Origin of the sequence: Candidatus Xianfuyuplasma coldseepsis (genome assembly GCF_014023125.1) — a bacterium.
In the GTDB taxonomy this organism is placed as follows: Bacteria; Bacillota_I; Bacilli_A; order Izemoplasmatales; family Izemoplasmataceae; genus Xianfuyuplasma; species Xianfuyuplasma coldseepsis.
This window is the reverse complement of the sequence record NZ_CP048914.1, coordinates 241,425-256,353: the sequence shown is the minus strand read 5'-3', so window position 1 is coordinate 256,353 and position 14,929 is coordinate 241,425. Positions and strand designations below refer to the sequence as shown.

The following is a 14,929-nucleotide window of genomic DNA, read 5'->3' as shown; positions in this document are numbered from 1 at the left end:
CATGAACATTTACCAGATGACCTCTGACTACAAGAATAAAGGAATCCCAATAGTGGTGGTATCTGTTGTGGAAAAACGTGGTGAAGGCCCCGTCGAAGTTGGTAAAAAGATGCTGGTTACCGCACACAATGAAGCCAGTGGTACCGTCGGTGGTGGCGCCCTAGAGTACGAAGCGAGAGAATACTGTAAAACGATTTTCCAAACAAAACAGAGTGAAACCAAAACCTATTTGCTGGATGAAGGTAAAATCATCCCCAATACCGAAACATTACCGATGGCATGTGGCGGCCAAGTAACCTTGTTTTTTGAATACATTGGACCGAGTGAATACGTCTATATTTTTGGTGCGGGACATGTTGGCCAAGCGGTCACTACCGTTCTTAAAACGATGAATTTTCATGTCACCGTCATCGATGAACGCCAAGCCGTCATCGATCAGTTTCATGGTGCCGATGAACTCGTTCATATGCCATTTGCCCAGTACATTGAACAACACGGATTACAAGAAGACAGTATGGTGATTGTATGCACCCCGTCGCATAAGTACGATTACAACGTCATCCATCAAGTCATCAAACAAAAGATTCAACTGAAATACATTGGGATGTTGTGTTCGATGCAAAAGTTGATGGACTATTTGGATAAAACCTATGAAGCCTTTTCCAAAGATATTGATTTATCGAACTTCTATTCCCCGATTGGACTTGATATCGGTGGTGGTTCACCCGCAGAAATTGCGATTTCCATCTGTAGTGAAATGTTGGCTGTATCCCATCAGAAGAAAGGCCACAAACATATGAGGGAGCTGGTGCAACATGATTCATATCGTTACTGGGACAATAAATAGTGGGAAATCCAGTCGACTATTACACTTGTATCACCAACACCAACAAGGGGATGGATTCATCAGTGTCAAGCGAATGCACTATCAAACCGTTCATGGGTATGATCTACTACGATTGCGTGATTTATCCACACGACCCTTTGTCATGCATGAGAAATTTTATCATGATACAGATCGAGAGATTGCTTGTCAAATCGGTCCCTATCTCTTTTTCAAGGACGTTTTACAAGATATTGAACAAGAGATAATCAACAGTATCAAACAAGGAGCATCACCAATTTTCCTCGATGAAATTGGTCTCTTAGAATTACAACACAAATGTTTTGCGAAGCTATTACAGTTTATTGTTAAACATGATATAGAAGCATATATAACGGTCCGTAAAGACTTAATTGACGATGTCGTCAGCACCTTTTCAATAACTTCTTACGACATCGTGTAACGTGAGGTGAGTCCATGGATGATCTTCGTATAATCAATGGCCTAGTCTATCAAAACAACCAATTTGTACCGACAAACATATACATCAAAGATGGTATCATATCTGCCATTACTACAGATGTATATGAGGCCAAAGAAACCTATGATTGTGAAGGTGATCTGGTTCTTCCAGGAATCATTGATCCCCATACGCATTTTGAACTCGATCTTGGGACACAATCCTCCAAGGACGATTTTTACCATGGTACAAAAGCGGCCGCCTTTGGCGGTGTAACCACAATCATTGATTTCTTGCAGCCAGCGCAAACGGCTTCCGAATTACATCAAACCTACAAAGAACGTAAACAGCAGGCACAAAACAGTGTTATTGACTATGCATTTCATGCTTGCTTGCGTAATCCCTTAGGCATCGAAGAAATTGTCCAGGCGATGAACGACAATCACCTCAAAACGGTGAAAATCTTTACGACCTATTCCGAATCCAATCGCCGAACGTATGATCCGGAAATACAAGAACTGTTACGATATTCTAAACGACACGGATTTACCGTTACGGCTCATATTGAAAACGATGAGATGATCAATAAAGACCCATCGCTACCCTATCAATCACTACCACAAGCTAGACCAACTGAAGCGGAGACAAATGAAGCATTGAAGCTTGCTGGTTTTGTTCGGGAGACTGGTGGAACACTATACATGGTGCACTGTTCGAGTGGGAATACGATTCAAGCGTTATCCGAGCAGTATTCCGATATTTTGCATACGCAATTTCTCGTTGAGACGTGTCCCCATTATGTGATGTTTAACCATTCTGTGTTAAACCGCGTACACGGATATCTCTTTACCATGGCTCCCCCATTACGATCACAGCAAGAACAGGAGTTGTTGATTGCCAATATCGACAACATCGATACCATTGGTACCGATCATTGTACGTTTCTACAGACTGACAAGAAACATACACTACTTCAAAACATACCGCTTGGGGTGAACGGCGTCGAAGAATCTTTCCGGATATTGTTCACCAAATGTGGTATCAACATCATTGATAAAATGACCATCAATGTCGCCAAAGCCCATCATCTGTATCCACGAAAAGGTGTGATTGCCATCGGTAGTGATGCGGATCTATTCATCTACCGTCAACAACCACGTACAATTACCCTTGGACATGGTGCATGCGATTACACCATATACGAAGGTTTTGAGGTAAATGGAGACGTCATATCAACGATATCCCGTGGGGAATTTGTCGTCAAACATCAATCATTTATTCCCCATATTGGACAATTAGTTAAGCGATGAGGTGACCCTATGATTGCGATAAAGAACATTCAAATATATGATTTTCATCACTACATTCCTTCGGGGTTTGTGGTCTTTGATGAGACGATTAAAGCCGTTGGCGCAATGACGGATTTCTCTGGTGATTATGACTACATTATCGATGGAGAACATCAGTTGTTGATGCCAGGTTTCATCAATGGGCACAACCATATTTACAGCACATTTGCCAGAGGAATGACCGTACCGTTTAACCCCACATCATTTCAAGAACTTCTGGAACAATTATGGTGGAAATTGGATCGACATCTTGATCTCGATGCCGTCTATTATTGTGCGATGATCAATGGGATCGAACATGTAAAGCATGGGACTACGACGATTATTGATCATCATGCCAGTGGTACGATTCAAGGATCATTGGATGCAATCAATAAAGCACTAACTCAAATTGGTTTGCGAAAAATCCTCTGCTTTGAAACAAGTGATCGCTTTGATGTGGATGATTGTATTAAGGAAAATCAACAGTACGTTGATTCACAGTCAGCGACAACTGCTGGCCTCGTCGGACTTCATGCATCGTTAACGTTGTCCGACAAAACATTGCAACAAATCCAAGAAACATTTCCCCATCAACCGATTCATATTCATGTCGCAGAAAGCATCGAGGATCAGGAACACACGCTTAAACATCATCAATGTCGAGTTGTCAAGCGTCTTGATCAATTTGGATTGGTTCGAGAAGACAGTATTCTTGCGCATGGAATCTACCTTAGTGACGACGAACTCGATATTATTAAAAAGCGTAAAGCAGTTATGGCGTTTAATGTCACCTCAAATATGAACAATGGTGTCGGTTTACCAGATTACCATCTGTTCAAACAACGAGGAATCCCCGTTATCATTGGGAATGATGGCATTAGCACCCAAATCACAAGTGAGTATCAAGCTGTATACTACGCGATGCATCATCAATCAACATCACCTATAGGATTCAACTTTCAAGATGTGATTGATATGATTGATTCGACCTATCAGTACGCATCTCGTCGATTGGGTGTTTCACTCGGTAGAGTTCAACCAGGTTATACCGCAGATTTACAACTGATTGTGTATCAACCACCAACACCCATGACAACAAACAATATGTTTGGTCATTTGTTCTTTGGGTTATTCTCCAATTGGAACCCATCGAATGTATTTATAAATGGCCAACAAGTGTTACGTAATAGAAATTTACAAATGGAAGAACAAGACATCTATCAACAAGCTCAAAACGCAGCCCTGCGTGTATGGGACAAGATAGCGAAAGAAGGGAAACAATGAACCTAAAAGTAACCATTGATGGACTGCAATTGGACAATCCACTGATGCCTGCGAGTGGACCCATTGTCGGGGATGATGAAAAACTACTATTCTTACAAGGTGAAGGGGTTGGTGCCCTTGTCACCAAAACCATATCCACCAAAGAACCCCAAATTCCTCGTCCTTGTATTTATGGCGATCGTACATTCGTTATGAACTCTGAATTATGGTCCGAACATGCAGCATCTACCTGGATCGAATCGTTCTTACCCAACCTTGTGAAACAAAAAACACGACCGTTAATTATCAGTGTCGGATATACCAAAGAGGATATGGAGTATCTGATTCCGAAACTGGATCCGTTTGCGGATGCCTTTGAAGTATCGACCCACTATGTCGGTAAGAACCTTGATGTGATTGCTGATACAGTACGCACGATTCGGTCTCATACAGAAAAACCGATCTATATGAAAATCAGTCCTCATATTCCTGACCCGGTCGCATTTGCAAAGGCAGTACAAGCTGCAGGAGCGAGTGGACTCGTAGCCATCAATAGCCTCGGTCCGACAATGAAAATCAATGCGAAAACAAGACAAATTGAGTATGCACCAGAGAGTGGCTTTGTATGGATGAGTGGACCAGCGATTAAACATCTTGCGCAAGCCACTGTGTACACCATCAAACAAGTAATGCCGGACTTTACCGTTATTGGTGTAGGGGGGATTGCCTCAGCTGAAGATGTAATTGAGTTTATGTTAGCTGGAGCCGATGCTGTTCAAATGTTGAGTGGTGCTTTGATCAAAGGAAAGCAATTATACAAGAAAATAATTAATGATTTGCCAAAAGTATTAAAAAAATATGGCTATACAAGTATCGAAGATGTACAACAAACCGTACTAAAGAACCCCGTGACCTATGAACCCCGTATTCCTGAACTGGATGTCGAAAAATGCACGGAATGTATGCTTTGCGAGAAGATATGTCCCTATTTTGCCATTACCATGGAAGACATCATTACGATCAACCCAGAGAAATGTTTTGGTTGTGGGTTGTGCATCTCCAAATGCCCAACTCATGCCCTCAAGTGAGGTGATTTGATGAAAGATATAAGCACATCGATTGAAAAAGTAGATGCACATGTGAAGTCATCTGGGGCAACACCATATATCAGTGATCTTCATATTGACGGAATGTTGCATGCGAAAACAGTGCGGAGTCCGCATCCAAAAGCCCAAATTGTATCACGGCAATATCCATCACTTCCCGACGGCTATTATATCATTGATCATACCGATATACCCGGTGTCAATTTTATCAAGATCATTTTTGAGGATTGGCCGGTTTTCGCCGTCGATCAAGTCGAACATTACATGGAGCCTATCGCCCTTGTGATTGGTCCGGATAAAGACATCGTAGCCGATTTAGTCGAACATGTACAGATTGAATATGAACCCCTAACACCGGAATTTGACTTTACCAATTCCGTGATTCACTATCATTTTGATAAGGGAAATATTCAGAAAGCCAAAGAAGAGAGTGATCGAACGATCACTATTTCCTATGAAACCCCATATCAAGAACAGCTTTATATTGAACCACAAGGGATGATCGGTTATTACGATGCGGGTCAAGTTACGCTTGTCGGAAGTATTCAATGTCCGTATTATGTCAAGAATGCGGTGATATCCATCTTAGATTGTGATAATGACTATGTTCGTGTAAAACAAGCTACTGTGGGTGGTGCCTTTGGTGGTAAAGAGGAGTTTCCATCCCTGATTGCCTGTCAACTAGCAGTGGCAATTCACAAACTACAACAACCGATTAGTCTAATCTATGAACGTGAAGAAGATATGCATGTAACCACAAAACGTCATCCGGCGAAAATTACCTTAGAAGCCTATGTAAAAGATCAAGACATTATCGGTATGAAAAGTATCGTCGGAATTGATGGTGGGGCCTATATCGGATTGTCAGGAGTTGTTCTTTCCCGAGCGCTCATCGCATCCACCGGCGCCTATACCATCCATCATCTCGATGTGACCGGGGATGTCTTTAAAACCAACACGGTTCCCAATGGAGCGTTTCGTGGTTTTGGGGCTCCGCAGATGTTGTTTGCCATCGAAATGTTTATTCATCATGTCGCCAAAGAAATTGGTATCGATCCGTTGGTATTACGACAACAACATTTAGCGAAACAACATGATAAAACAAGTACCAATGGTACCTTCCGTGATCCGATCATCATGCCGGAAATGCTGGAAAAGATACTACAAGAATCCAACTACACGGATAAAGTAAAACACTATGAAACATCCAATGCGTTTTGTGGCATTGGAATGAGTTGGTTCTTACATGGCTGTGGCTTTACCGGTAGTGGGGAAGCAACGCACATCAAAGCCGTTGTAGAATTGGATAAGAACGAAGCCGATGAAGTAACGATTTTAATTGCGGCAGTCGATATGGGACAAGGTGTCAAAACAACGATGCGAAAACTGGTTGCAACGATTTTGGATATTCCCATCGAACAAGTCATCTACAATCATCCAGATACCAATTACGTTCCCGATTCGGGACCGACAGTTGCATCGCGAACAATGATGATTGTCGGAGGATTGGTTGCACGAGCAGCCCGGAAGATGAAAGAAGCATGGCAACCACATACAGCGCAACACACGACCGAACACTTCCAACAACCCAAGTACATTCAGTGGGACGAAGAAACCTTCACCGGGGATGCCTATCCCGCGTATTCATGGGGAATCAACGTTGTTGAAGTGGCCGTAGATAAACGCACCTATGAAGTGTCCGTACTAGAAGAATGGAATATATACGATGTCGGAAAAGCCATCGATGAACAAATCATTCTTGGTCAAGCCGACGGAGGCCAACTACAGGGCCTTGGCTATGGCTATATGGAAAAAATGACGCATAAAGACGGAATTATTCAACATAAAAATGTGACGGACTATATCATTCCGACAACAGTTGATACACCGATTATGCACAATTATCTTATGGATAATCCGTACCCATTAGGACCCTATGGTGCGAAAGGAGCAGGGGAGTTAACCTTAGTTGGTGGTGCCCCAGCTGTTGCCCTTGCGATTGAAAACGCGATTCATAAACGCATCACAAAAATACCGGTTACTCCCGAATATATTATGGAGTTGATGCAGGATGAGTAAAATTACCTTTCAACTAAATCATAAAGACGTCACCATTGACATCGATCCAACGAAACGATTGTTGGATGTTCTTCGTCATGATTTTAAACTCACCGGACCCAAAGAAGGATGCGGTGAAGGAGAATGCGGTGCTTGTGCGGTGTTGCTCAATGATCGGGTTGTCAACTCTTGTTTGGTTCCTGTTGGAACAATTATGAATCAATCCGTTGTGACGATCGAAGGTTTGGTTGCTAGTAAACAGGGGCAACTATTACAAGCGGCGTACAGTAAAGAAGGTGCTGTCCAATGTGGATTTTGCACACCGGGTATGTTAATTGCATCCCACGGATTGTTATTACAAAACCCTCATCCTAGTGATCTTGATATTAAAATTGGATTGTCCGGAAATCTTTGTCGTTGCACGGGCTACAATATGATTATTAATGCGGTGAAACGAGCCGCAAAAGAAGGTGAAGGATTATGGTAAAACATTATCTTCCCACAACGTTAGAAGAAGCTCTATCGTTACTCGATACGCATTCACTTGATATCATAGCCGGTGGTACCGATCTCATGGTTCAACGTCGTCGTTGGGCGAACACGGTTCCTGATTTTGAAGGAACCATGAACATCATGCATATTCCAAAACTTCAAGAAATAGATGTTACGAATGGCGTTATGCATATTGGTTCAACTGTATCCTTAACGGACATTTACGCCCATCCTGATACGCCGCAGATTTTACATGATGCGATTGCAGAAATTGCCTCCCCTGCGTTGCGGAACCTCGCAACAATTGCGGGAAATATTGGGAATGCTTCTCCAGCAGGAGATACGTTGCCAATCCTCTATCTTCTCGATGCGAAAATCGTCGTTCAAAGTCTTCATAACAAACGGATTTTACCGATCGAAGCAGTTATTACGGGACCTCGTAAAACGACGATTCAACCCAATGAAATCATTGTTGAAATTCAAGTTCCACTTCTGTCCTTTACGACGCATTCATTTGTCAAAGTCGGAGGTCGTAAAGCCGATGCGATAAGTAAACTATCGTTTGCAGCGGTAACGACGATTAAGCATTCGATTATTTCAGACATACGCATCTGTTTTGGTGCTATTGCACCAACGGTTGTTCGCAGTCGAGAAATCGAACAACAATTGATAGGATTAACCATACCAGAAGTTCACCACCAACTCATGACTATTAAAACGCAATACAATGCGTTGATTCATCCGATTGATGACCAACGTTCAAATCAACACTATCGCCGTCATGTGGCGATGAATCTACTAGAGGACTACATCCAATCTCTATAAGGAGGGATACGATGAACCACATCATTCATAGTGACATTGCGCGTGGTATAAAACCAGCAGAATTGGTTTTAAAGAATGCCCAAATTGTCAATGTGTTCAATCAATCCATCGAAATAGCAGACATTGCGATACAAGATGGCATTATTGTCGGTATTGGGGACTATAGTGGAACTCAGGAAATCGATTGTAGTAATCAATACGTCGCTCCCGGTTTTATCGATGGTCATGTGCACATTGAATCAAGCATGCTAACGCCATCAGAGTTTTCGAAATTGGTGGTTCCGAAAGGAACAACTCGGGTCATTGCTGATCCTCATGAAATTGCCAATGTCAAGGGCGTGAAAGGACTGGGCTTCATGCTCAGAAGCAGTCTTGATACTCCACTACATGTTCACATCATGATTCCATCATGCGTACCAGCCACCGCTTTTGAGACAGCAGGGGCTTCCATTGATGCCGAAGACATCTACAATCTTCACAAACGTGAAGGAATTTTAGGCTTGGGTGAAGTTATGGATTATCCTGGTGTCATTCATGGAAACAAAGCGTTGCTTGATAAGCTGTCGATCATGCAAGATTCGATAATCGACGGACACGCTCCTGGAGTAACCAACAAAGACTTAAATGCCTATTTGTTACACCATATAAAAACCGATCATGAATGTACGACAAAAGCAGAACTTGATGAAAAAGTATCCCGCGGCATGTATGTTCATCTGCGCGAAGGTTCGGCGACAAGAAACGTTAAAGCATTGGTTCCTGGAATTACTGAAAAAACCAGTCATCGCCTACTATTTTGTACTGATGACAAACACCCAATGGACATTGTTAACGAAGGACATATCAACTATAACGTCAACCTTGCAACTTCGCTGGGTGTTGATCCGCTTGTTGCGATACAAATGGCAACGATTAATATCGCAACCTGCTATCAATTGTCTAACGTGGGCGCGATTGCCCCTGGTTATGTTGCCGATCTCATTGTATTTGATGATGTGAAAAACATTCAACCAACCAAAGTGTTCATTGACGGTGAACTAGTCGCCGACCACGGAACGATGTTGTTTGAAACCCATAAGTACGACAGTATTCATGTTCGCGATACCGTCAAGTTCAACATGCAAGACATCAATCTGGACTTACCGTTGTCTTCGAATCGCGTAAAAGTTATGCAGCTAGTAGAAAACAATGTGACAACCAGCCAAGTAATTCGGGACGTCACTGTGAAAAATGGTCTGTACTTTAATAATCCAGACGATGACATTTTAAAGATTGCTGTTGTCGAGCGACATCATTATACGAAAAATGTCGGTGTCGGGTTATTGGAAGGTTACGGTTTAAAAGATGGTGCCATTGCGATGACCATCGCACATGATTCCCATAATTTAATCGTTGTTGGAGACAACGACAAAGATATGCTCGTTGCGATCAAAGAATTGCGGGATCATCAAGGAGGTATCACGATTGTTCACGACGGACACGTAATCGATACCTTGCCACTTGAAATTGCTGGAATCATGACGAATGAAGACTATGAAGTCGTTCAAGAAAAACTCCATCATCTCGAACAAGCAGCATTGAAACTTGGTGTGAATACCAACGTAGATGATCCATTCTTAACTCTCGCTTTTATGGCGTTACCGGTTATCCCCGATTTGAAATTAACAGACAAAGGCTTATTTGACGTCGTTGCCTTTCAACCAACTACAATTGAGGTGAATGACGATGACGTATGTTAACGGATATCAGTGTACCTTATGCCATACAACATTTTCCAATGAGAAACCACTCAATACATGTCCAAACTGTGGGGATACGGGGATATTAGACGTCCGATACGATTACAATCAAATCCAACAGACGTTTACAAAAGAAACATTGGCAAATAACTCAGATGCGACGATGCTTCGATATTTACCATTACTGCCGATTGAACCACCAAAACAACCGTATTTACAGGTGGGAAACACCCCACTGTATCCTTCAACATCCATCGGACCTGCACACGGGTTAAACCATCTTTATTTTAAGGATGAAACTGTCAATCCGACGGCGTCTTTAAAAGATCGAGCGAGTTTAATCGCATGTTTGCGAGCCATCGAAGAAGGACAAAACACCGTCTGTTGTAGTTCAACCGGAAATGCGGCATCATCACTTGCAGGAAATGCCGCAAAATGTGGTTTAGAGTCCGTCATTTTTGTACCCAAACGAGCACCGATTGGGAAGTTGACACAACTCGTTATGTACGGCAGTCGTGTTATTCAAGTACAAGGTGATTACAAGCAAACATTTGAATTGTCACAACAAGCGATTGACACGTATAATATGTACAATCGCAATGCAGCGATTAATCCCCATCTGGTCGAAGGAAAGAAAACAGTGGCACTAGAAATTGCCGAACAACTGGAGTTTTCACCAATTGATTATGTCTATGTATCCGTTGGTGATGGGTGCACGATTGGTGGCGTATATAAAGGATTCTATGACTTTAAGCAACTAGGCTTCATCGACACAATTCCAAAAATCATCGGTGTTCAAGCCGAAGGCTGTGCCCCATTATACGATGCCTTTTTCAATCAAAAAGACGTTGAAGAAACCACGGAAGATACCTTTGCCGATTCCATAGCAGTTGGAAAACCACGTAATCCAATCAAAGCCTTACAAGCCGTTACGAAGAGTAAAGGAACATTTCTCACCGTACGTGATCAAGAGATCAAAGATGCAATGATTCTTCTCGGAAAAAGCGAAGGAATCTTTGCGGAACCTGCAGGGGCAACAGCCCTAGCAGGTCTCATCAAACATCAGCGACAAGGTGTGATACAAAAGGATGATGTAATTGTCGTTCTCATCACCGGAAACGGGTTGAAAGACCCAAATAGTGTTGCTGATATTGTACAAGACAAATTATTTCAGATAAATCCATCTGAAGCGCATAGTATGAAGGACAATCCAACCATAGAAGGGTTCTTACATACAATACATACAAGAGGTGAAAGACATGAGTAAAATACCATTTGGACCTACCTATGAAGAGATGTTACACCCATCAAAAGTGGATCCAGCCATTCGTCAACAAGCACTACAAGCAAAACAACAAGAACTCGATCCGATGAACTTATTTAATATCACGTGGCGTAATGAAGACAATCAGATTCATAAGATTGTCTTGCCCAAAGAACTGACTGGGGTAGAGGCCAATATTGTCGTCTTATTAGGGAAGTATTTTCCATCGGGAAGTCACAAAGTCGGACCGGCGTATTCAACGCTTATTGAGGGATGTGTCGATCAGACCATTGTACCGGGTGAACATACGATTTTAGGACCATCAACCGGAAACTTCGGAATAGGTGTAGCGTATATCACCAATTTAATGGGGTATGATTCGATTGTTATTATGCCGGATAATATGTCCAAAGAACGCTATGAACGAATTGAAAAGTATGGAGCTACATTAGATTTAACCCCAGGGACAGAGAGTGACGTTATACTGACGTTGGAACGGACTTTTGAACTAAAGAAAGATCCCAAGAATGCCTCACTTGCCCAGTTTGAACTGTTGCCGAACTATCGATTCCATCGTCACGTTACAGGAAATAGCTGTATTGAAGCGGTGAAAGACATTGGTAATGGACGCATTGCTGCTTTTACAAGCGCCGTCGGTAGTGCGGGAACAATCGCAGCAGGTGATCAAATTAAGCAAGCATTCCCCGAAGCAAAAGTCATCGCATTAGAACCGTATGAGTGTTCTACACTAACCAATGGTGGCCGCGGGCAACACCGCATTGAAGGTATTGGTGATAAAATGTGTACCTTGATTCACAATGTGCTAAATACGGACTTTGTGGCCTTGATCAAAGATGATGATACGATTAAAGGATTGAAAATTATCCATGATGGTATCGATATCTTACAAGAACAGGGTATCACCAAGGAACAAGCACTTGTTTTACAAGAATCGTTTGGACCTTCAGGACTATGCAACATCATCGGGGCAATCAAAATGGCGAAGTATTTAAGACTCGGTCCTGAGGACAACGTTGTCACCATCGCAACCGATGGGTTTGATCGTTATAATAGTGTGTTAGAAGATTTGGAACGACGCTATCTCGAAACCGAAGATTTTGTCTTGCGACGTTGGTTTAATGATATCTTCCGTAAAATAGGTGAGGAAGATGTGTTTGACTTCCGTTCTCCACAAAAAAAGGAACAACTGTTCCATCAAAAAGAAAAAGATTGGCTCAAATTTGGCTACAGTAAAGCGTATTTGGATTCGATGAAGGATCAATCATTCTGGGATCAAGAATATGAAAAAATAAAGCATTATAACGAATTAATCAAGAAGTTGCGTGAAAAGTCATGATCACGATTCCATACGATAAAATTCAAGAACGAGCGGAGTTTTATAAGCATGATATCACGGCATTCCTTCGGGACATGATCGCGATTCCCAGTGAGAGTTGTAACGAAGAGCAGGTTATTTTGCGAATCAAACAAGAAATGGAACACGTGGGATTTGATCGGATTGAGATTGATCCGATGGGAAATATATTAGGGTATCTTGGTCATGGCGATCATTTGATTGCAATGGATGCCCACATCGACACCGTTGGTGTTGGTGAGAGTGCAAATTGGATCCACGATCCCTATCAAGGCCATGAAGATGGCGACATCATCTATGGTCGTGGTGGTAGTGATCAAGAAGGTGGAATGGCATCAATGGTGTATGCCGCCAAGATTATTAATGATTTGGATTTACATGGAAATTATACCCTTCTCATTACGGGAACTGTTCAAGAAGAAGATTGCGATGGATTATGCTGGCAGTACATTATTGAAGAAGACCATATCAAGCCAGAATTTGTCGTGATTACCGAACCAACCAGTCTCAACATTTATCGTGGCCATCGTGGACGGATGGAGATAAACGTTGCTGTTGGTGGAGTCAGTTGTCATGGAAGTGCACCAGAACGAGGAGATAACGCGATCTTTAAAATGGCACCAATTTTACTCGAGTTACAACAATTACATCCTCAATTGAAGGATGACCCATTTTTAGGTAAGGGAAGTTTAACTGTATCGGAAATTATGTATTCATCCCCTTCGCGGTGTGCCGTTGCAGATGGTTGTTCGATTTCGATTGATCGCCGTTTAACGCATGGCGAAACATACGAAAGTGCGTTGGAAGAGATTCGTGCATTACCGTCGGTACAAAAGGCCAACGCAGTCGTTACAATGTATGATTACATGCGACCATCCTATACCGGACTTGTGTATCCGACTAAAGCCTTTTTCCCAACCTGGGTACTACCAGAGAATCACGTTGTCTGTCAGGCAACTGTCAAAGCATATCAAGAACTGTTTAAATTACCACCAAAAGTTGATAAATGGACCTTTTCAACCAATGCCGTATCGATTATGGGACGTTACCATATTCCCTGTATTGGTTTTGGTCCTGGGCATGAAGAAGAAGCTCATGCCCCGAACGAACGAACCTGGAAGAGTGAGTTGGTTGCTGCAGCGGCAATGTATGCGAGCATTCCCTTAACTTATCTCAATACGTTATCAAAGGAGACGCTATGAAACCATTATTTAAAGGAAAACACTTCATCACCCTCGAAGATTGGAAAAGGGATGAAATTGATACCTTGCTCAAGGTATCGAAAGAGCTAAAAACAAAATTTTACAACAATGAGGAGACGGACTATCTAAAGAATAAAACATCGTTTCTTATGTTCTTTGAACAATCGACACGAACGCGTAATTCCATGGAAGCCGGAATTGCACAACTCGGAGGACATGCGAATTTCTTAGATACATCGACAATGCAAATATCCCATGGAGAAAGTGCCAAAGATACAGCAGTTATCTTGTCATCCTATGGACATGGAATTGCTTGCCGTAATTGCTTCTGGGAGATTGGAAACAAGTTCTTAAATGATATGGCGAAACATTCTACTGTGCCGATTATGAACTTGCAATGTGACTTGTATCATCCAATGCAGGGACTCGCTGATTTAATGACGATTCAGGAATATCATCCCGATACATCACACCTTAAAGTATCGATCATTTGGGCATACGCTACGTCACATAAAAAACCAATTAGTGTACCGTTAACCCAAATTTTGCTGTTTCCGCGATATGGGATGGATGTTACGCTCGCTTATCCGGAAGGATACGATTTACCGGACTGGGCGATTGCACAAGCGAAACAACATGCCAAAGACCATAATGGGTCATTCCGGATTACACATAATATGGAAGAAGCCTATACCGATGCGGATATTGTCATTCCGAAAAACTGGGGTAGTTGGGTGAACAACCAATCCAATGAAGTTGTCGATGACTTGCTCGAGTCGTATAAGTCTTGGAAATGTACAGAAGAGATGATGGCACTTGCGAAACCAACCGTTCATTACATGCATGCTTTACCAGCAGACCGTGGCAATGAAGTGGAAGATTCGGTGATTGATGGACCCCATTCCATTGTCTATCCTGAAGCGGAGAACCGGCTTCATACGGCAAAAGCTGTCATGGTGATGACTATGGGGGATAAATAGGAGGAACTAGT

General features: G+C 42.3%; 13 protein-coding genes. All 13 read left to right on the top strand.

All coding sequences use genetic code 11. The features are described from left to right. Position 1: 1 nt before the first annotated feature. The 13 genes from G4Z02_RS01165 to G4Z02_RS01105 are packed head-to-tail and all read left to right on the top strand — an operon-like array spanning position 2 to position 14,918. Positions 2–847, top strand: a complete 846-nt coding sequence (locus G4Z02_RS01165; protein ID WP_258878021.1) for an XdhC family protein — start codon at positions 2–4, stop codon at positions 845–847. Next, entirely contained in the window at positions 816–1,286 is a 471-nt protein-coding gene (locus tag G4Z02_RS01160) for a nucleoside-triphosphatase (protein ID WP_258878020.1), read from the top strand. Before G4Z02_RS01165 ends, G4Z02_RS01160 begins: the two co-directional genes overlap by 32 nt. A 14-nt stretch (positions 1,287–1,300) precedes the next feature. After that, positions 1,301–2,593, top strand: a complete 1,293-nt coding sequence (locus G4Z02_RS01155) for an amidohydrolase family protein (protein ID WP_258878019.1) — start codon at positions 1,301–1,303, stop codon at positions 2,591–2,593. A 9-nt stretch (positions 2,594–2,602) separates the two neighbouring features. Beyond that, on the top strand, positions 2,603–3,898 hold the full coding sequence (locus G4Z02_RS01150; protein ID WP_258878018.1) for an amidohydrolase family protein: 1,296 nt from the start codon (positions 2,603–2,605) through the stop codon (positions 3,896–3,898). Continuing rightward, on the top strand, positions 3,895–4,965 hold the full coding sequence (locus G4Z02_RS01145) for a 4Fe-4S binding protein (protein ID WP_258878017.1): 1,071 nt from the start codon (positions 3,895–3,897) through the stop codon (positions 4,963–4,965). Before G4Z02_RS01150 ends, G4Z02_RS01145 begins: the two co-directional genes overlap by 4 nt. A 9-nt stretch (positions 4,966–4,974) precedes the next feature. Continuing rightward, entirely contained in the window at positions 4,975–7,062 is a 2,088-nt protein-coding gene (locus G4Z02_RS01140) for a xanthine dehydrogenase family protein molybdopterin-binding subunit (RefSeq protein ID WP_258878016.1), read from the top strand. Continuing rightward, positions 7,055–7,528 carry a (2Fe-2S)-binding protein gene (locus G4Z02_RS01135; protein WP_258878015.1) on the top strand — a complete coding sequence of 158 codons (474 nt, stop codon included), beginning with the start codon at positions 7,055–7,057 and terminating at the stop codon, positions 7,526–7,528. The genes G4Z02_RS01140 and G4Z02_RS01135 overlap by 8 nt, the downstream gene beginning before the upstream one ends. Continuing rightward, a complete protein-coding gene (locus tag G4Z02_RS01130) occupies positions 7,522–8,358 on the top strand; it encodes an FAD binding domain-containing protein (protein ID WP_258878014.1) in 837 nt (278 codons plus the stop codon). The genes G4Z02_RS01135 and G4Z02_RS01130 overlap by 7 nt, the downstream gene beginning before the upstream one ends. Positions 8,359–8,369: 11 nt before the next feature. Beyond that, the gene (gene ade, locus G4Z02_RS01125; RefSeq protein ID WP_258878013.1) at positions 8,370–10,097 is read left to right on the top strand and encodes an adenine deaminase; all 1,728 of its coding nucleotides are present in this window, start codon (positions 8,370–8,372) and stop codon (positions 10,095–10,097) included. Then, the gene (thrC, locus tag G4Z02_RS01120) at positions 10,084–11,364 is read left to right on the top strand and encodes a threonine synthase (protein WP_258878012.1); all 1,281 of its coding nucleotides are present in this window, start codon (positions 10,084–10,086) and stop codon (positions 11,362–11,364) included. The genes ade and thrC overlap by 14 nt, the downstream gene beginning before the upstream one ends. Continuing rightward, positions 11,357–12,718, top strand: coding sequence for a PLP-dependent cysteine synthase family protein (locus G4Z02_RS01115; protein WP_258878011.1), 1,362 nt, complete (start codon positions 11,357–11,359; stop codon positions 12,716–12,718). Before thrC ends, G4Z02_RS01115 begins: the two co-directional genes overlap by 8 nt. Further along, complete coding sequence (locus tag G4Z02_RS01110) at positions 12,715–13,938, top strand: YgeY family selenium metabolism-linked hydrolase (RefSeq protein ID WP_258878010.1); 1,224 nt, start codon at positions 12,715–12,717, stop codon at positions 13,936–13,938. Before G4Z02_RS01115 ends, G4Z02_RS01110 begins: the two co-directional genes overlap by 4 nt. Continuing rightward, positions 13,935–14,918, top strand: a complete 984-nt coding sequence (locus G4Z02_RS01105) for an ornithine carbamoyltransferase (RefSeq protein ID WP_258878009.1) — start codon at positions 13,935–13,937, stop codon at positions 14,916–14,918. Before G4Z02_RS01110 ends, G4Z02_RS01105 begins: the two co-directional genes overlap by 4 nt. Positions 14,919–14,929: the final 11 nt, after the last annotated feature.